Here is a 17,980-nt window from a genome sequence, read left to right on the forward strand (position 1 = left end):
ACGTGACTGAGCGTAAGCGCATCGACTCCTGGTTGTCCGACATGGATGGCGTTCTCGTGCACGAGGGGCTGCCGGTGCCGGGGGCCGATGAGTTCATCAAGCGGCTGGCCGAGTCCGGCAAGCCCTTCCGGGTGCTCACGAACAACTCGATCTACACCCCGCGCGACCTCTCCGTACGGCTGCGCGCCGCCGGCCTCGACGTGCCGCCCGAGTCGATCTGGACCTCGGCCCTGGCCACGGCCCAGTTCCTTCAGGACCAGCGCCCCGGCGGTTCCGCGTACGTCGTCGGCGAGGCGGGGCTGACCACCGCGCTGCACGAGGCCGGTTACGTGTTGACCGACCTCGACCCCGACTACGTGGTGCTCGGCGAGACCCGCACCTACAGCTTCACCCAGATCACCCGCGCCATCCGCCTCATCGAGTCCGGCGCCCGCTTCATCGCCACCAACCCCGACCCCGTCGGTCCCACGAACGAGGGTTCGCTGCCGGCCACCGGCGCGGTCGCCGCGCTGATCACCAAGGCGACCGGCGTCGAGCCGTACTTCGTCGGCAAGCCCAATCCGGGCATGATGCGCAGCGCGCTCAACGCGATCGAGGGCCACAGCGAGAACACCGCGATGATCGGCGACCGGATGGACACCGACATCGTCGCCGGCATGGAGGCCGGCCTCTACACGATCCTCGTCCTGACCGGCGTGATCCAGCGAGACCAGGTGGACCGGTATCCGTACCGGCCGTCGCTGGTCGTGGAGTCGGTCGCCGATCTCATCGACCTAATCTGACACGTACTGACAGGTATGACTGCGAGGCTGGAAAACATGACCCGCATCTACCTGGAAAGCGGCCTGAAGAGGGTCTTCGCCTGCTCGCTGGAGTGGCCCGGCTGGTGCCGTAGCGGCAGGTCGGAGGAGCAGGCGATCGAGAACCTCATGCACTACGCGCCCCGCTACGCCGTCGTGGCCGGACGGGCCGCGCTCGCCTTCGAGCCGGGCGAGCCCGAGGTCGCCGAGCGGCTGAAGGGCGGCGCCACCACCGACTTCGGTGCGCCGGAGAAGGAGCCGGAGGCCGACCACGCGGCGCTCGGCGCGGACGCCGCCGCCCGTGACGTCGCGCTCATGCGCGCGGCCTGGCGGTTGTTCGACGAGACGGCGGCGATCTCGCCGGAGGAGCTGCGCAAGGGGCCACGCGGCGGGGGCCGCGACCGGACGAAGATGGTGAATCACGTCACCGAGGCCGAGCGCAACTACGCCCGCCAGGCCGGCGTGCGCCACCCGCCCTACAAGTCGGCGGCGGACCGCGACGCGATACGCGACGAACTCGCCGCCGTGCTGGGGCGGCCGTGGCAGGGCGGCTGGGACCACAAGTGGACGCCGCGTTACGTCGTGCGCCGCGTCACGTGGCACGTCCTCGACCATCTGTGGGAAATGGAGGACCGCTCGGCCTGATCCTTGTGGGTTTCGCACACAAAAGGCGGTTTTGCCCATCGGGTAGCCTAACCTACGGTGCCGTAACTTCAAGGAGACGATCTTTTATGGCGATGACTCAGACGGAACTGCTGCACGCGCTGGAGCCCGTGGTCGCGGGCGAGCTCGACCGCCATCTCAAGGTGGCCAAAGAGTGGTTCCCGCACGAGTACGTTCCTTGGAGTCAGGGCCGCGACTTCGACGGCATCTACCAGGGCGAGGCCTGGCAGGACAGCGACTCCAAGATCCCCGAGTCGGCGCGGGTGTCGCTGATCGTGAACCTCCTCACCGAGGACAACCTCCCCAGCTACCACCACGAGATCGCCACCACGTTCGGCCGTGACGGCGCGTGGGGCACCTGGGTGCACCGCTGGACCGCCGAGGAGGACAAGCACGGCACCGCGATCCGCGACTACCTCACCGTCACCCGCGCCGTCGACCCGGTGGCGCTGGAGCGGGCCCGGATGATCCACATGGAGCAGGGCTTCCAGACCGAGTACGGCACCATGCTCCAGCAGCTGGCCTACGTCTCCTTCCAGGAGCTGGCCACCCGCATCTCCCACCGCAACACCGGCAGGGCCACCGGCGACGAGGGCTGCGAACGGCTGCTGGCCAGGATCGCCGCCGACGAGAACCTGCACATGCTCTTCTACCGCAACCTGCTCAAGGCCGCCTTCGAGCTGGACCCCAACCAGACCATGCGCGCCGTCACCGACGTGGTCACCACCTTCCAGATGCCCGGCTCCGGCATCCAGGGCTTCGCCCGCAAGGCGATGATCATCGCCAACGAGGGCATCTACGACCTGCGCCTGCACCTGGACGACGTCCTCATGCCGGTGCTGCGCCAGTGGGCCGTCTTCGACCAGACCGGGCTGGACGCCGAGGGCGAGAAGGCCCGCGAGGAGCTGGCCGGGTTCCTGGAGAAGACCGAGGTCACGGCCGCACGGTTCGTCGCCCGCAGGGAAGAGCGCAGGGCCAGGGCCGCCAACATGGGATGATCTCCCGCATGGACGTCCAGACCTCCCTTTTCTTCTCGTTCGCCGTCCTGGTCATGGTCTTGATCGTGGCCAGGCTGGCGCAGCGGCTACTGGGCGTCCATCTCGGCGGGTTCCGCGTGTTCCTGGCCGCGGCGATCGGCTTCGCGTTGTCGGGGCCGATCTTCGCGCCGATCATCGGGGGGTTCCAGAACCTCCGGCCGGGGGAGGACCCGGGCTTCGGCGCCGTCTGGGTCATGCTCATGCTCGGCATGCTGGCCGTCCTGATCCCGATGGTGATCCTGGTGATGGCCGAGGCGCTCGTGCCGCCCGGCTCCATCCCCGGCCCCATCGAGGTGATCAAGGGACTGCGCGGCCGGATCTCCCGTGGCCGCCGCTACTCCCAGATCACCCGCATCGCGATCAGGCACGGCCTCGGCCCCTACCTGCGCGGCCGGGGCGAGAGCCTGCACGACCGCTCCGGCAAGGTACGGCTGGCCCGCTCGCTGCGCGAGGCACTCGACGAGGGCGGCGTCACCTTCGTCAAACTCGGCCAGGTGCTCTCCACCAGGCGCGACCTGCTTCCGCCCGAGTTCGTCGACGAGCTCGGCCGGCTTCAGGACCAGGTGGCGCCGCTGCCGTGGGAGCGCATCGAGCCGGTGCTCGCCGCCGAGCTCGGCGGGCCGGTCGACCAGGTGTTTGCCGCCTTCGACCGGGTCCCGCTCGCCGCCGCCTCCATCGCCCAGGCCTACACCGCCCGCCTGCACACAGGCGAGGAGGTCGTGGTCAAGGTCCAGCGGCCCGGCATCGGCACCGTCGTGGCCAAGGACCTCGACATCGTGCGCAGGCTGGCCGTCACCCTGGAGTCACGCACGAAGTGGGGGCGTTCCCTCGGCATGCGCGACCTGGCCGAGGGGTTCGCGGTCGCGATCCGCGAGGAGCTCGACTTCCGCATCGAGGCGGCCAACATGGCCGCCGTCGCCGCCACCCCGAGCGACCAGGTCACCTACCCGGTGCCGTACCCGCGCATGTGCACCGACCGGGTGCTGGTCATGCAGCGGCTGAACGGCAAGCCGCTTGCGGGCGTACCGGGGGAGAGCGCGCGGCTGGCCCGCGACCTGCTCGACACGCTGCTGCGCCAGATCCTGCTGGAGGGCGTCTTCCACGCCGACCCGCACCCCGGCAACATCATGGTCCTGGACGACGGCAGCCTCGGCCTGCTCGACTTCGGGTCGGTCGGCCGCCTGGACGCCTCCGTCCGCGCCGCCCTGCAACGTTTCCTGATGGCGCTCAACCGGCAGGACCCGCTCGGCGTTACCGACGCCCTGCTGGAGGTCGTCCCGCGCCCCGAGGACATCGACGAGGCCGGGCTGGAGCGCGCGCTCGGCCAGTTCATGGCCCGCCACCTCGGGCCCGGCATGGACAGCGCCGCCATGTTCACCGACCTGTTCAGGATCGTCTCCGAGTACGGGCTGTCGATCCCGCCGGAGGTCGCCGCCGTCTTCCGCGCGCTGGCCACACTCGAAGGCACGCTGGTACGGCTGGCGCCCGGCTTCAACCTCATCACCGAGGCCCGCGCCTTCGCCGGCCGCTACCTCGCCGAGCAGATGTCCGGCACCACCCTGAAGGAGGCCGTGGTCCAGGAGGCGGCCGCGCTGCTGCCGATGGTGCGCCGCCTGCCGCGCCGGATCGAGCGCATCGCCAGCGCGGCCGAGCACGGGCGGTTCTCGGTCAACGTCCGGCTGTTCGCCGACGAGCGTGACCGGCGCTATCTCACCGGTCTGCTGCACCAGATCCTGCTGACCGTGCTGGGGGCCACCGCGGGGATCATGGCGGTGTTCCTGCTGGGGACCGAGGGCGGGCCCGTGTCGGTCGCGGCCCTGAACCTCGGCCTGTTCGATCTGCTGGGCTACAACCTGCTGGTCATCGCGGCGATTTTGGTGCTGCGCGTGCTCGTGCTGATCTTCCGCCGCAAAGAGGACGTTCCATCGTGATCGGGTGTCGAGAGGAAGGCCGAAGATGATGATTTATCCGCCTAAACCGCAGGCGGGGGACAAGGTGGCCGTGCTCTCGCCGTCGGCCGGGCTGCCGGGGATCCTGCCGCTGCCGTTCGAGGCGGGGCTGCGGGTGTTGCGTGAGGAGTTCGGGCTGGTGCCGGTGGAGTTCCCGGCCACGCGGGTCATGGGGGCGAGCGCGCGCGAGCGGGCCGCCGACGTCAACGCCGCCTTCGCCGACCCGTCGATCAAGGCCGTCATCGCCAGCATCGGCGGCGACGACCAGATCACGGTCACGCCGTACCTCGACGACGAGGTCATCCGGGCCTGCCCCAAGCCGTTCTTCGGCTACAGCGACAACACCAACCTGCTGCTCCACCTGTGGAACCTCGGCATCGTCGCCTACCACGGCGGGTCGGTCATGTGCCAGTTCGGACGGTGCGGCGGCATGCACCCGGCCAGCGCCGAGTCGCTGCGCGCCGCCCTGTTCACCTCCGGCCCCTACAAGCTGCCGGAGTCCTTCGAGTTCAGCGACCTGGACAAGCCGTGGGACGACCCGGCCTCCTTCGACGCGCCAGCGCCGACGCGCCCGTGCGACGGCTGGTACTGGCACAACCCGGACCGGGTCGTCGAGGGCGCCACCTGGGGCGGGAACCTGGAGATCCTGTCCTGGCTCCTGATGGCCGATCGCGGCATCCGGGCCGCGCCGGCGTACGAGGGCATGGTTCTGATCGTCGAGACCAGCGAGGAACTGCCATCCTCCGAGGAGGTCTTCCGCATCCTCCGCAACATGGGCGAACGCGGACTTCTCGCGAAATTTCCGGCTATCTTGGTCGGCCGCGCCAAGGCCTGGTCCTTCAACCGCCCCCTGGCTCCGGAAGAGCAGGCCGCATACGCCCGCGACCAGCGTGCGGCGGTCCTGAAGGCCCTCGCCCACTACGCCCCGGACACGCTGGCGGTCTTCGACGTCGACTTCGGCCACACCGACCCCCAGGTGGTCATCCCGTACGGCGGCCAGATCCGCGTGGACGGCCCCGCCCGCACCATCACCGTCACCTACTGACCACCCACGACGCTCGGACCCGTCCGAGAACCGTGCCGGAGGTGTGCGGGAAAAATCAGTGCGGAAATCCTGGGCCCGGCATGTCGAGAACGTCGCCCCGGCTTCTACGTCCCCGATGAGAACACAACCTCACAACATGGAGGAAGTCAGATGGAGACTCTCATCGGCGGCGGCGCGTTCTTCGAGGGCGCGCGCTGGCACGAGGGCCGGCTGTGGGTGTCGGACTTCTGGCGGCGCCACGTCCTGGCGGTCTCGATGGACGGCACCGCCGAGGTGGTGGCCGAGGTCCCGGGGTCGCCTTCCGGGCTGGGCCGGCTGCCCGACGGAAGCCTGCTGGTCGTCTCGATGATGGACCGCCAGGTGCTCCGGATCGCCGACGGCGAGACGAGCGTGCACGCCGACCTGTCCGCACTGACCGACCTGCCGGTGAACGACCTGGTCGTGGACCCGTCGGGCCGCGCCTACGCGGGGGCGTGCGACTTCGGCGGGGCGCCGACCAGCCTGTACCGGGTGGATCCGGACGGCGGCGTGCGCGAGGCGGCCGGCGACATGGCCTTCCCGAACGGCCCCGCCATCACCCCGGACGGCCGCACCCTCATCATCGCCGAGTCCTACGCCAACCGGCTGACCGCCTTCGACCTCGCCCCCGACGGCGCCCTGGTGAACCGCCGCGTGTGGGCGGACCTGGGCTCCGCCAACCCCGACGGCATCGCGCTGGACGGCGAGGGCGCCATCTGGGTGGCTGACGCGGGCGGCAACCGGGCGATCCGGGTACGGGAGGGCGGCGAGATCGTCCAGGAGATCAGCACCGGGGACGTGGGCGTCTTCGCCTGCGCCCTCGGCGGCCCGGACGGCCACACCCTCTTCCTGTGCACCGCCCCCACCTACGAGCCGGAGGAGGCCGCCCGCATCCTGAAAGCCGAGATCCGCACCATCCGGGTGGCCGTCCCCGCCTGACCCCACCCCCCGAACCCCTTCCCGTAAGGCCGCACGGAGCGGCGGGTCAGGGGTTCGGGCGCCGGTGTCGCCCAAGGTACGAGCTCGGTTCCGTGATGGTCGCCGAAGAGGCGGGCGCGCCGCCGTACCCCGCTAGACGTCGCGGCGCAGGCGCTTCACGTCGGAGCGGGCCTTCTTGGAGGCCAGGCGGCGCTCGACCGAGCCCCTGGTGGGCTTGGTCGCGCGGCGGCGCTTGGGCGGCGGTGCGATGGCCTCGCGCAGCCGCTGGGCCAGGCGCTGGACGGCGGCCTCACGGTTGCGCAGCTGCGAGCGGTACTCCGAGGCGGCGATGGTGATCATCGGCCCGCCCAGCCGGGCCAGCGCGCGCTCCTTCAGGGCGGGCGGCAGCGCGGTCGTGGCGGAGACGTCGAAGAGGAGTTCCACCCGGCTGTCGGTGGTGTTCACGCCCTGGCCGCCCGGTCCCGACGAACGGGAGAAACGCCAGACGAGCTCGGCGTCCGGGACGACGACCGAGTCGTTGACGACCAGCGGGGCGGGCATGGGAGATCTCCTTTGGTGAGTGCTCCTCTACGGTATCTGCCCGGTATGTGCGGCCAGCAACGGATTTTCCGGATGTGCCGATCAGCGCGCGCATGTGACTATGAGGGGAACGCTCTGCGGGAGAGGCGGATTCCATGGACGACCTTGCCGTGCGCATAGGCCTGACGGTGGTGCTGGCCGTGATCTCGGCGACGGCGTTCCTGCTGCTGCGCTGCCAGGGCAAGGGCCGCCCTTTCGGACCCGAGGGACGCTGGCTGGCGGTGTCCATCATCCTGCTGACCGGGCTGGTCTCGGCGGGGGTCGCCCTTCTGTTCGGCGCGATGCTCAACGACAACCTCGCCACCCTGCTCGGCGCGGTGGCGCCCAGCGGGTTATGGCTCAGCCAGGTACGCGCCCACGAGGAGGGCCGCCGCTCGCTGGCGAAGGAGGCGGCGACGTTCTGGCTGGTCTCGCTGCTGGCCAGACTCGACCAGGCGATGGCCGAGGACCAGCGCGCCTGGTGCGAGAGACGGATCGACGACGAGTGGAGCGTGTACGAGCTCAGCATGGCCGCCAACCGCTACCACGAGCGCATCGGCGAACGTCTGACCCCCGAGGAACGGCGCCGCGAACGCATCCACGCCCGCCTCGACGCCATCGACAGAAAACTCGACGTGGCCGCCCTGATCGAGGACGGCGCCCCGCGCTCCAAGGTCGTCACCGCCCTGGGCGGCTCCCGCCACACCCGCCTGGCACGCTACGACCGCTACCTCAACGACCTGACCCGCCTGCGCGGCATCCTGCGCCACGACGCGGAGAGCGAACTGCTGCGCCTGCTGTCGTCGGCCTATCGCAGCGGTTACCGTTCGCTACCCCTCTACACTCCGCCCTCACGTCTCGCCGCCGCCGGGCCGGTACGCCCGCATCCCTAGCCGGAACCGGCTGCCGCGCGGGAGCGGGAGGTGACACCATGGCCGCATCTCCCAGAGGAGGCGGGATGGATCCGGTCACCTTGGTCGTGACGGCGCTGGCCGCGGGCGCGGCGCTGGGGCTGAAGGACACCGCGTCGGCGGCGGTCAAGGACGCGTACGAGGCGTTGAAGGGGCTGGCCAGACGGCGGCTCGACGGCCGTCCCGACGGCGAGCTGGCGCTGGATCGCCACGAACAGGCACCCGGCACCTGGCGCAACCCCCTGCTGGCCGAGCTGGCCGCCGCCGGCGCCGAGGGCGACGGCGAGCTGGTCACGGCGGCGCGGACGCTGATGGAACTGGCCGACGCGGCGGGGTCGCGGGCGGGCAAGTACACGGTCGACGCGCGCGGCGCGCACGGCGTGCAAGTGGGTGACAACAACCAGCAGGCCAACGTGTTCCACGCCCCGCCCGGCCGGTGACCGGGTGGACGCGCGCGCCGCCCAGGGCGTCCAGATCGGCGACGGGAACCAGCAGTTCAACACGTTCATGGTGGCGCCGGAGGCGGCCGGCGCGCCGCCGTTCACGGCGCCCGGCCTGCCGCGCCACTTCGTGCCACGGCCCAGGGAGCTCGAAGGCGTCGTCGGGCGCCTGCTCGGCGGGGCCGTCGTGGTCGTGCACGGCGGCGGCGGGTTCGGCAAGTCGACGCTGGCGGCCGCCGCCTGCCACGACGACCGCGTCCGCGCCGCCTTCCGTGACGGCGTCCTGTGGCTGCGCTTCGGCCAGGCCACCACGCGCGAGGGCGCGGTCGCGCTGCTGCACGACCAGATCCGGCTGCTGGCCCCGCACACCCACGCCGCCAACGACCTCGGCGCCGCCTCCGCCCAGCTCCGGTCGCTGCTCGCCGGGCGCGCCGTCCTGCTCGTGCTGGACGACGTCTGGTCGGCGGGCCTGCTGCCGTACTTCCTCTTCACCGGTACGCCCTGCCTGGTCACCACGCGGCTCGACGCGGTCCTGGGCCGGGCGGGCGGTCGTCCGGTGCCCGTCGGGGAGCTCACCGCGGAGCAGGCCGCCGAGCTCCTCATGAGATGGCAGCCGGAGCCGCCGGACGCCGCGGCCGCGGCCCTGCTGACCGCTCTGGCCGGGCGGCTGGGGGAGTGGCCGCTCATGCTCGAACTCGTCGGCGCCGAACTGCGCTCGCTCGTGGCCGCGGGCCGTACGACGGCCGAGGCGGTGGCGCACGTGGAGCGGCGCCTCGCGCTCGACGTCGGCTACCTCGACCGCCACAGCGACGAGGACCGCAACGCGGCGATCTCGTCGTCGCTGGACGCGAGCGTGTCGCTGCTCAGGCCCGAGCACCGGGCCCGCTTCGCCGAGCTCGCCGTCTTCCCGGCGGGCGCGGACGTCCCGTTCGGCACGATCTGGCGGCTGTGGCGGGCGACGGCGGGTTACGACGCGCTGGCCGCCGAGGACGCGGTGGAGGAGATGTACCGGCTGGCCCTGTTCACCCGCTACGACGTCAGGCGCCGCCTGCTGCGGCTGCACGACGTCGTCCAGCGGCTGATCGTGGGCAGGGCCGGCGACCTGGAACTCCTGCACCGCCGGCTCCTGGAGTCGTGGGGCGACCCGCGCCATCCGCCCGACGCGTACGCCTGGACCTTCCTCATCCACCACCTGCACCAGCTCGGCAGGGACGAGGAGATCAGGCGGCTGCTGTCCGACTTCGACTGGGTGTACCGCAGGCTCCAGGCGACACCGGCGGCCGGGCTCATCGCCGACTACGCCGAGCGCTGCCCGGATCGCGACGGCGAGTTCGTCACCGCCGCGCTGCGCATGGCGGGGCCGGCGCTGTCGGACCCGGCGCAGCTGGCCGCCCAGCTCGTGGGACGGCTCGCCGGCGTGCCGCCGGGCCTGCCGATGGTCGAGCGGCTGCTGGAGGAGGCCCGCCGCTACGAGTCCGCGCCGTCGCTGCTGCCTGAGCGGGTCCACCTCCTGCCCGCCGACCGCGGCGTGCACACCAGGGTGCACGTGGGCTCGCCGATCCTGTCCGCGGCGCTCAGCGAGGACGGCGCGTACCTGCTGACCGGGCAGAACGACGGCACGGTCGGCGTCTGGGACTGGCGCCGCCACGAGCGCGTCTCCGTCCTTGCCTGCGGGGTCGGGCAGCCGTGGTCGCTGGCCGTCCAGGGCGAGCTGATGGCCGTCGGCGGCGCCCACGGCTCGCGGTCCGGCCAGCGGCCGCGGGCGCCCGTGCAGATCTGGAACTGGCGCACCGGTGAGCACGTCCGCGACCTCGGCGGTGATCTTCCGGACGTGGGCGAGGGCTACTGCACGCACGTGTGCGGGACGCTGGCCGCCGTCACGAACGGGGAGATGAACAACCGGATCGAGCTCCTGGACTGGATCCGGCACACGCGCGTGACGCTCGACGCCGACACCGGATCCACCTCCGGCCGGCCCGACGAGGTCTTCCTGGCTCCGCCGTACCTGCTGCACCACAACGGGTCCGCGCGCCACACCTACGTCTACGACCTGCGCCGGCAGGAGTGGCTCGGTGGCACGAACGGGCAGGTCGGCATCCGCACGATCCCGTTCGTGATGGGCGAGGCGGTGTGCCTGGCGGTGCGCTGGACGGACGTGCCCGACGTGCCGGGGCTGCTGTTCCGGCGGAGGGCCGAGGCCGCGCGGCAGGGCGATCAGCCGCGGTCGGCCGACGCCGCGTGCGACATCTGGGGCTATGCGGCGACGGTGTCGGCGGTCGCCCGCGACGGGGCCCGCACGCTCGTCGGCGGGCACGTCGTGGACGTCTACGACCGGCTCGACCAGCCGCCCGTCGGCTGTCTCGAAGGCCACTCCGAGCTCATCACGAGCATTCACCCGGCGGGCGAGGCGCTGCTCACGACCTCCCACGACGCCACGATCAGGATCTGGGACCGGCGGCGCCCGCAGGCGCCGCCCGCGGGCGGGCGCTTCCACCGGCCCCCGATCTCGGCGCTCGAAAGGGAAGGAGAGTCCGTCTTCGCCGGGACGCTGTCGGGCACGATCGAGGAGTGGGACTGGCGCACGGCCACGCTGCGCGCGAGCGCCTCGGCCGGTAAGGCGGTGCGCGTCCTCGCCGCCAACGACCGGTGGCTCGTCCACAGCACCTTCGACCATCCGAAGCGCAGCGAGTTCACCGTCCGCGACCGGCGCCGGTGGACCGACCCGGCGGCGTCGGCGCCCGTGCGCGCCGGCGGGTCGGCGCGCGAGACCATCCTGGAGGCGCACCAGGCCGTGGTGGGCGCGCGGCTGTGCGGCGACTCCTGTGCCGTGGTCGTGCGGCCCTACTACACCCCGGCCAACTCCCTCGGCGGTCCCCCGTCCACCGGCAACTGGATCTGCGTGGCCGACCTGGCCACCGACACGGTCGAACTCGTCGTGGGCGAGTGGGTCTCCGCCGTCGACCTGTCCGGCGACCTGGTCGTCGCGGGCACGGCCGGGGGCGAGGTCCACCTCTGGACCAGGAGCGGCGCGCCCGTGTGGGGGTTTCCCGCGCACGAGGGCCTCGTGCTCGACCTGCGCATCTGCGGGGAGTGGCTGTTCACCTGCGGTGTCGACCGCATGGTCAGGAGCTGGCAGCTGCGCACGGGTATCGCGCGCCGCGCGTTCGGCCCCTTCGCGGGCCCGGTGACCGGGCTGCACGTACGCGGCCGGCTGCTGGTCACGGCGGCTGAGGACCAGTGCGTCACGGTCTTCGACCGTTACGACGGGCGCGAGCTGGCCCGCTTCGACGACGACGTTGCGGTGACCAGGGCGGTGGCGCTGGGGGATGACCTGGCCACGTTCGCGGCCGGCGGGATGTCGGGCTTCCTGCACGTGCTGCGGGCCAACGGGCCGCTGCGCGCGCGGTTCGGGGCGAGCCCCGGCACGGATGCCTAGGTGTGCTGGTCCTCGGCGTCGGAGAGGGTGAAGTCGAGGCGGGCGCCGAGGGCCGTGACGACGGCGCCGAGCGTGCGCAGGGTGAGGTTCTCGTCGCCCGAGAGGATCTGGCTGACGCGGCCCGCCGACACGCCCATGGAGGCGGCCAGGTCAGCGCGAGTGATCTTGTGTTCGCGCATGTACCAGGTGATCTCGTCCACGACTTCCTGCGCGAACGGCGACGTGTCCTCGCGTCTGCTGGCCATCTCCGGCTCACTCTCTGCTGACTGACTCCACTTTAGCTCTACCTAAACCTTTAGGCAAGCCTAAAGGCGGTCAATCCAACTGCAAGTCGGATATGCCACGATCTTGCCGACACCAACGGGGCCAAGTGGGGAGGCGCTGTGACGGCGATCGTCGGCGTGCACGGGATCGGCAAGTACAAGTACTACCTGGAGGCCGGAAACGACGTCGCCCGCGCGGCGGCGGCGATGCGCGCCAAGTGGGACGGCTACCTCCACGCGTCGCTCGGGGGCGAGACGCGCGCGTACTTCGCCGAGGTCGCCTACTTCGCACACCTGCTCAACGAGCCGCGCCCGCCCGGAGTTCGCGAGGCGGAGGCCATGCGGGTGCGCGAGCAGATGGTGCTGGCCGCCTGGGCCAAGGAACTCGGCGTCGGCGAGCACCTCACCGGCGCGCTCAAGACGTTCGCCGGCTGGCTCCTGGACCGGCTCGACGGGCGGGCGGCGGCCTTCGCCAAGCTGTTCTGCCCCGAGGTGGCCACCTACCTGGCCGACGCGGGCCGCCGCGAGAAGGTCCGCGGGCTGGTGGCCGCGTCGCTGCGCCGCCACCGGCCGAAGGTGGTGATCGCCCACTCGCTCGGCAGCGTGGTCACCTACGAGACGCTCTGGGCCAACCCGGACATCGAGGTGGACCTGCTCATCACGCTCGGCAGCCCGCTCGGCATGCGCAACGTGATCTTCGAGAAGCTGCTGCCCGCCCCGATCGACGGCCGCGGCGAGCGGCCCCGCGGCGTCGGGCGCTGGGTGAACATCGCCGACAAGGACGACATCGCCGCCATCCCTCCCGAGCTGCGCGAGAGTTTCGCCGGCGTCGACGAGGAGCAACTGGTCAACCTCGACTGGATCGACTTCCACACCGCCGGCAAGTACCTCGGATGCGGCGCGCTCGACCCGTACCTGCGACCCTATCTGGCATGACCTGGATAGTTTTCGACTACGGCGAAGTCCTGTCCCTGCCGCAGCCCGCGGCCGACGTCGCGGCCATGGTGCGCGCCGCGGGCGCCGAGCCCGCCGCGTTCGAGCGCGGCTACTGGGCGCACCGGCTGGAGTTCGACCGGGGCGCGCTGAGCGATGAGCAATATTGGGCGAAGGTGCTCGGCCGCGAGGTCTCGGGCGCGGAGGTGTCGCGGCTGGTCGCGCTCGACGTGGTCAGCTGGACACACCCGCACGACGGTACGGTGGCCCTCCTGCGCGAGCTCCTCGGCCGGGGCCAGGACGTGGCGCTGCTGTCCAACGCCCCGGTCTCCATGGCCGACGGCGTGGACCGGCTGCCGTGGATCGCCGGGATCGGCCCCCGCTTCTACAGCGGCCGCCTCGGCCTGGTGAAACCCGACCGGGAGATCTTCGAGCTGATGGCCCGGTCGCTGGACGCTCAGCCGCAGGAGATCGTCTTCATCGACGACCGGCAGCTGAACGTGGCGGGCGCCGCGCGGGCGGGCCTGACCGGCCTGCACTTCCGCGATCCCGAGACCCTGCGGCGGGAGCTCGGCGCGCTGCTGAGCTGACACCCGGCCGTCTTCTGGACTCCCCATAAATGTGGGGGTCTGTCGGGGTTGGTGATCTATGGTGACCGGCATGGACGTGGAGAGCCTGCTCGGTGAGGCGTACGGCATGCCGTACGGCGAGGCCAGGACCGTCGTGACCGAGCGCGCGCTGCGTGCGGCGGAGGCGGCCCGTGACCCCGGGCTGGTCGTGCTGACCCGCTTCGAACTGACCGCCGCCTACCAGCTCGGCGGCGAGCCGGCCAAGTCGTTCGCGGTCTTCTCGCGCAACCTGGCCGACTACGACCGCGACCCGTCGCTGTTCGGCGAGCGCCGGCTGTGGCGGCTGCTGTGGCAGTACAAGTGGATCGTCGGCAGCCTGCGCAGGTTCCCCGAGATCCCGCTGCGCCGCGCCCTGGACGGCCTGGACGACATGGAGCGGCGCTACCGCGAGGCCGGCGAGGGCCTGCAGGCCGTGTACGCCCGCCGCTGCCACGTCGCCCAGCACCTCGGCGACCGGGCCGCCGCCGAGGAGTGGTTCCACCGGTGGCGTACCGCGCCGCGCGACGAGCTGTCCGACTGCGCCGCCTGCGACGTGCGCGGGGTGATCGCCTACCTGGCCTGGACGGGCCGGGACGAGGAGGCCATCGTGGCGGCGGCGCCGGTCCTGTCCGGGGCCATGACGTGCAGCTCCCAGCCGCAGGGCATCCTGGAGGCGCTCCTGCTGCCGTACGTGCGCACGGGCCGGCTGGAGGAGGCGGCGTCGGCGCACCGGCGGGCCTACCGGATCGTCCAGGGGCGGCTGTCCGACCTCGACGACATGGGCACGCACCTGCGGTTCCTGGCCCTGACCGGCAACGAGAGCCGCGGCCTTGAAATCCTCCAGCGCGAGCTGCACCTGCTGGAGCGGCCGCCCTCGCCCAGCGCCGCCCGCGCCTTCATGACCGGGGCGGCCGTGCTGCTGCGCCGCCTGGAAGAGCTCGGGCACGGTGACACGCCGGTACGGCGCGGCGGCGCCGACATCCCGGCCGCCGGGCTGCGGGCCGAGATGGAGGCGGGCGCGCGCGGCGTCGCGGCGGCCTTCGACGCCCGCAACGGCACCGGCGAACACCTGCGCGACCTGGAGGAGGTGCTGGCGGCGGCGCCGTACCTCACGCGACTGGTGCTCACGCCCGCGGCCGGGGAGAGCGACCCCGCCAGGCTGCTCGCACGCGCGGGAAAGCTGCGCGGCGACGGCGAGGACGCCGAGGCGGCGGCGCTGTTCGAGCGCGCGGCCGGTCTGTACCGGCGGGCGGGCGACCGGGCGGGGGAGGCGCGGGCCATGCTCGGCTACGCCAAGTCCGTGTACTACGCGGCCGACGAGGGGGAGGAGATCCGCGCCGCCTACGCGCGGGCCCGGCCCGTCGTCGAGGCGGCGCGGGAGGAGTCGCCCCAGGATCTCGCCGAACTGGCCTACGACGAGGCGGTCGCGCTCGACTGGCTGGAGCTCCACGACGACGCGCTGCGCGCCTGCCGCGAGGCCGTCGCCCGCTACACCGCGCTGGGAATCACCCACGACGGGGCGATTTCCCTGCTCGAGGAGCTGGAGCATGACTGACGCTGTTCATCTGCCCTTGACTCCAGGGTCACGACCGGGTCAGCGGAGCCGGACATATCTGGAATCGTGGACCGCAGATCCTTCCTCGCAGCGGCAGCCGCCACCTTCGTGCTCCCCGCCCCCGCCACGTCCCCCTCCCGGACCCTCGCCCGCGACCCCTTCACGCTCGGGGTCGCCTCGGGAGACCCCTCGGCCGACGGCTTCGTGCTCTGGACCCGCCTCGCGCTCGACCCGCTCGGCGCCAACGGGCGCGGCGCCATGCCCTCCCGCGACGTCGAGGTGGACTGGCAACTGTCCGCCGACGAGCGTTTCGGCAAAATCCTCCGATCCGGTACGGCCGGCGCCCGCTGGAAGGACGCCCACAGCGTCCACGTGGAGCTGGACGGCCTGGAGCCGGGCAGGGAGTACTTCTACCGCTTCCGCGCCGAAGGCCGCCTCTCGCCCACCGGCCGCACCAGGACGGCCCCGTCCGGCGCCACCCAGCCGCTGGCCTTCGCCGTGGCCGCCTGCGCCCACTACGAGCACGGCTTCTACACCGCCTACCGCCGCCTGGCCGAGCAGGAGCCCGACCTGGTGCTCTTCCTGGGCGACTACCTCTACGAGTACGGCCCATCGGGCTACACCGCCCTCGCCGGCCGGGTGCGTACGCACACGCCGGGCAAGTGCGCCACGCTGGCCGACTACCGGCTGCGGCACGCCCAGTACAAGAGCGACGCCGACCTGCAGCGCGCCCACGCCGTCGCGCCCTGGCTGGTCTCCTTCGACGACCACGAGCTGGAGAACAACTGGGCGGGCCCCGTCTCCAGCACCGGCGCCCCCGCCTTCGCCCACCGGCGCGCCAACGCGTTCCGCGCCTACTACGAGAACATGCCGTTGCGCCGCGCCAGCCTGCAGGGCGCCGTCCTGCGGGTCAACCGCCGCGTCTCCTGGGGCACGCTGGCCCGCTTCCACCTGCTCGACACCCGCCAGTTCCGCGACGACCAGGCCTGCCTGGACGGCGTGCGGGCCGGTTGCGACGAGCGCCTGTCCGAGCGGCGCACGCTGCTGGGCGGCGACCAGTGGCGCTGGCTGTCGGACGGCCTGCGCGCCTCCACGACCCAGTGGAACCTGCTCGGCCAGCAGATCCTCATGATGCAGCGCGACTACAAGCGCGGCCCCGGCCGCGAGGTCAACCTCGACGCCTGGGACGGCTACGCCGCCGAGCGCGCCCGCCTGCTGGAACTGATGTCCACCACGTCCAACCCGGTCGTCCTGACCGGCGACGCCCACATGCACCACGCCGCCTCGCTGAAGCTGAACTTCGACGACCCCGACAGCCCGGTCATCGCCCCGGAGCTGGTCGCCTCCTCGATCGCCAGCGACGGCGACGGCTACCGGGACAAGGTGTGGATCGAGGAGGGGCTGGCGGAGAACCCGCACATCTCCTACATCGACCAGCGGCGCGGCTACATCATGGCCCGCCTGACCTCCACGGAGCTGTCGGCGGAGTTCCGCACGCTGGAGTACATCTCCCGCCGGGGCGCCCCGGCCAGGACCACGCACCGCGTCACGGTCCCGACCTCCGCGCCCTGACCGGGGGCCGGGTCAGCTGAAGGCGTAGCCGTACAGGCCGGAGCCGGTGCTCAGTTTGGTGGCCTTGTTCGCCCGCAGGCCCGGGTGGGCCCCCGGGCGGCGGGCGCCGGGCAGCAGCGTCAGGACGCCGTCGCCGGGGGCCGCCACCACCAGGCCGTAGACCGGGCGGGACCGGCCGAGCAGCCGGTAGCGCGGGGTCGCGGCCAGGGCGGTCATCGAGGCGCCGAAGTCGCGGCCCTTGCCCTTGATCAGCAGGTCGCCGTGGCGGGTGAGGCCGCCGGAGCGGGTTCCGACCAGCACCTGCACCGCGCGCTCGCCGGGCACGCCGATGGCCAGTTCCGCGTCGCCGTCGCCGTTGAAGTCGCCCGCGGCCAGCGAGGCGCCGAAGCGGTCGTAGTAGCGGGGCTCGCCGTTCAGGACCCGCTGCGTCCACGCCTCGCTGTGCGTGGTCCGCAGCCCCGAGCGCGAGCCGTAGATCACGTGGACCATGCCGTCGCCGTAGTCCATGGCGCGCTGGTTGGCGCTCAGGCCCTCGCCGGGCGCGCCGATCGCGAGGTCCGCGCGGCCGTCGGCGTTGAAGTCGCCGGTGGTCAGCGAGGCGCCGAACGCGTCCCACTTCTCCGAGGAACCCTTGATGCCGCGGCTGTCCTGGGTGATCTGGGCCGCGTGCCGGCGTACCGGGTCGAGGACCGTGGCCGAGCCCTGCCCGTCCGTGGTCACGCTGTCGGCGGGCGCGCCCACGACGAGCTCGGCGCGGCCGTCGCCGTCGAAGTCGCCGGTGGTCAGCGCCGCGCCCCACTGGTCGGTGACGCGCCCCTGCTGGCCGACCCAGCGGGTCTGCTGGGTGATCTGGTAGGGCTTGCGCTTCTTGAGGAAGTGCACGACCACGCCGCCGCCCGCCCCGAGGCCGGGGGCGCCGACGGCCAGCTCGTCGTCCCCGTCGCCGTCGAGGTCACCGGCGGCCAGCGCGGCGCCGTACCTGTCGCCACGCGGCTTGCCCAGGGCGAGCTGCCGCCAGGCGACCAGGCCGCGCGGGCCGCCGCGGAACACCTGCACGACCCCGTCGCCGTCGGCGCCCGGCCGGGCCGTACCGGTGAACTCCTCCGACACCCCGACCGCGAGGTCGGCGCAGCGGTCGCCGTCGAAGTCGCCCACGGCCAGCGCCGAGCCGAAGGAGTCGCCGGTCTCGGCGCCGTCCTGGCGCAGCGTCGCCTTGCGGCCGGAGCCGTAGAGGACGTTCACGGATCCGGCCC

At 72.3% G+C, this 17,980-nt stretch carries 16 protein-coding genes; 13 read left to right on the forward strand and 3 right to left on the reverse strand.

Going from position 1 to position 17,980, the window contains the following annotated elements; translation table 11 throughout:
• Positions 1-2: 2 nt before the first annotated feature.
• The 6 genes from ACFWY5_RS36675 (at position 3) to ACFWY5_RS36700 (ending at position 6,451) form a co-directional block, all read left to right on the forward strand.
• Entirely contained in the window at positions 3-782 is a 780-nt protein-coding gene (locus ACFWY5_RS36675) for an HAD-IIA family hydrolase (protein WP_379619742.1), read from the forward strand.
• A 36-nt stretch (positions 783-818) separates the two neighbouring features.
• Positions 819-1,445: a hypothetical protein gene (locus ACFWY5_RS36680; RefSeq protein WP_379637481.1), complete on the forward strand. Its 627-nt coding sequence runs from the start codon at positions 819-821 to the stop codon at positions 1,443-1,445.
• Positions 1,446-1,531: 86 nt separating this feature from the next.
• On the forward strand, positions 1,532-2,461 hold the full coding sequence (locus tag ACFWY5_RS36685; RefSeq protein ID WP_379619738.1) for an acyl-ACP desaturase: 930 nt from the start codon (positions 1,532-1,534) through the stop codon (positions 2,459-2,461).
• A gap of 8 nt (positions 2,462-2,469) precedes the next feature.
• Entirely contained in the window at positions 2,470-4,431 is a 1,962-nt protein-coding gene (locus ACFWY5_RS36690; protein WP_379619736.1) for an ABC1 kinase family protein, read from the forward strand.
• Between the two features lie 25 nt (positions 4,432-4,456).
• Complete coding sequence (locus ACFWY5_RS36695) at positions 4,457-5,494, forward strand: S66 peptidase family protein (RefSeq protein ID WP_379637483.1); 1,038 nt, start codon at positions 4,457-4,459, stop codon at positions 5,492-5,494.
• Positions 5,495-5,644: 150 nt separating this feature from the next.
• Entirely contained in the window at positions 5,645-6,451 is an 807-nt protein-coding gene (locus ACFWY5_RS36700; protein ID WP_379637485.1) for an SMP-30/gluconolactonase/LRE family protein, read from the forward strand.
• A gap of 132 nt (positions 6,452-6,583) precedes the next feature.
• Here the strand turns inward: ACFWY5_RS36700 and arfB are convergent, their stop codons facing one another.
• Complete coding sequence (arfB, locus tag ACFWY5_RS36705) at positions 6,584-6,991, reverse strand: alternative ribosome rescue aminoacyl-tRNA hydrolase ArfB (protein ID WP_379619730.1); 408 nt, start codon at positions 6,989-6,991, stop codon at positions 6,584-6,586.
• 134 nt (positions 6,992-7,125) lie between these two features.
• Between arfB and ACFWY5_RS36710 the strand changes: the two genes are divergently transcribed.
• The 3 genes from ACFWY5_RS36710 (at position 7,126) to ACFWY5_RS36720 (ending at position 11,796) form a co-directional block, all read left to right on the forward strand.
• Complete coding sequence (locus ACFWY5_RS36710; protein ID WP_379637487.1) at positions 7,126-7,902, forward strand: hypothetical protein; 777 nt, start codon at positions 7,126-7,128, stop codon at positions 7,900-7,902.
• A gap of 65 nt (positions 7,903-7,967) precedes the next feature.
• Complete coding sequence (locus tag ACFWY5_RS36715) at positions 7,968-8,360, forward strand: hypothetical protein (RefSeq protein WP_379637489.1); 393 nt, start codon at positions 7,968-7,970, stop codon at positions 8,358-8,360.
• Between the two features lie 4 nt (positions 8,361-8,364).
• Positions 8,365-11,796 carry an NB-ARC domain-containing protein gene (locus ACFWY5_RS36720; RefSeq protein ID WP_379637490.1) on the forward strand — a complete coding sequence of 1,144 codons (3,432 nt, stop codon included), beginning with the start codon at positions 8,365-8,367 and terminating at the stop codon, positions 11,794-11,796.
• On the opposite strand, the gene ACFWY5_RS36725 is transcribed toward ACFWY5_RS36720, so the two are convergent.
• Positions 11,793-12,041: a helix-turn-helix domain-containing protein gene (locus ACFWY5_RS36725; protein ID WP_379619721.1), complete on the reverse strand. Its 249-nt coding sequence runs from the start codon at positions 12,039-12,041 to the stop codon at positions 11,793-11,795. The genes ACFWY5_RS36720 and ACFWY5_RS36725 overlap by 4 nt on opposite strands.
• A 138-nt stretch (positions 12,042-12,179) precedes the next feature.
• Here ACFWY5_RS36725 and ACFWY5_RS36730 point away from each other — a divergent pair, with 138 nt between their 5' ends.
• The 4 genes from ACFWY5_RS36730 (at position 12,180) to ACFWY5_RS36745 (ending at position 16,727) form a co-directional block, all read left to right on the forward strand.
• Complete coding sequence (locus ACFWY5_RS36730) at positions 12,180-12,995, forward strand: hypothetical protein (RefSeq protein WP_379619719.1); 816 nt, start codon at positions 12,180-12,182, stop codon at positions 12,993-12,995.
• Positions 12,992-13,582: an HAD family hydrolase gene (locus ACFWY5_RS36735; RefSeq protein WP_379637491.1), complete on the forward strand. Its 591-nt coding sequence runs from the start codon at positions 12,992-12,994 to the stop codon at positions 13,580-13,582. Before ACFWY5_RS36730 ends, ACFWY5_RS36735 begins: the two co-directional genes overlap by 4 nt.
• 70 nt (positions 13,583-13,652) lie before the next feature.
• Positions 13,653-15,155, forward strand: coding sequence for a hypothetical protein (locus tag ACFWY5_RS36740; protein ID WP_379637492.1), 1,503 nt, complete (start codon positions 13,653-13,655; stop codon positions 15,153-15,155).
• 66 nt (positions 15,156-15,221) lie between these two features.
• Positions 15,222-16,727: an alkaline phosphatase D family protein gene (locus tag ACFWY5_RS36745; protein ID WP_379619713.1), complete on the forward strand. Its 1,506-nt coding sequence runs from the start codon at positions 15,222-15,224 to the stop codon at positions 16,725-16,727.
• Positions 16,728-16,739: 12 nt separating this feature from the next.
• Here the strand turns inward: ACFWY5_RS36745 and ACFWY5_RS36750 are convergent.
• The coding region (locus ACFWY5_RS36750; protein ID WP_379637494.1) for an FG-GAP repeat protein at positions 16,740-17,980 on the reverse strand (1,241 nt) is incomplete at its 5' end.

The sequence above is a fragment of the Nonomuraea sp. NPDC059007 genome, assembly GCF_042740555.1.
Taxonomy (GTDB): domain Bacteria; phylum Actinomycetota; class Actinomycetes; order Streptosporangiales; family Streptosporangiaceae; genus Nonomuraea.

Excerpts from the sequence above, each read along its gene's own strand:
- ACFWY5_RS36695 (WP_379637483.1), top strand. The coding sequence starts at position 4,457 with ATGATGATTTATCCGCCTAAACCGCAGGCGGGGGACAAGGTGGCCGTG.
- ACFWY5_RS36725 (WP_379619721.1), bottom strand. The coding sequence starts at position 12,041 with ATGGCCAGCAGACGCGAGGACACGTCGCCGTTCGCGCAGGAAGTCGTG.
- arfB (WP_379619730.1), bottom strand. The coding sequence starts at position 6,991 with ATGCCCGCCCCGCTGGTCGTCAACGACTCGGTCGTCGTCCCGGACGCC.
- ACFWY5_RS36735 (WP_379637491.1), top strand. The coding sequence starts at position 12,992 with ATGACCTGGATAGTTTTCGACTACGGCGAAGTCCTGTCCCTGCCGCAG.
- ACFWY5_RS36715 (WP_379637489.1), top strand. The coding sequence starts at position 7,968 with ATGGATCCGGTCACCTTGGTCGTGACGGCGCTGGCCGCGGGCGCGGCG.
- ACFWY5_RS36690 (WP_379619736.1), top strand. The coding sequence starts at position 2,470 with ATGGACGTCCAGACCTCCCTTTTCTTCTCGTTCGCCGTCCTGGTCATG.
- ACFWY5_RS36680 (WP_379637481.1), top strand. The coding sequence starts at position 819 with ATGACCCGCATCTACCTGGAAAGCGGCCTGAAGAGGGTCTTCGCCTGC.
- ACFWY5_RS36740 (WP_379637492.1), top strand. The coding sequence starts at position 13,653 with ATGGACGTGGAGAGCCTGCTCGGTGAGGCGTACGGCATGCCGTACGGC.
- ACFWY5_RS36700 (WP_379637485.1), top strand. The coding sequence starts at position 5,645 with ATGGAGACTCTCATCGGCGGCGGCGCGTTCTTCGAGGGCGCGCGCTGG.
- ACFWY5_RS36685 (WP_379619738.1), top strand. The coding sequence starts at position 1,532 with ATGGCGATGACTCAGACGGAACTGCTGCACGCGCTGGAGCCCGTGGTC.
- ACFWY5_RS36710 (WP_379637487.1), top strand. The coding sequence starts at position 7,126 with ATGGACGACCTTGCCGTGCGCATAGGCCTGACGGTGGTGCTGGCCGTG.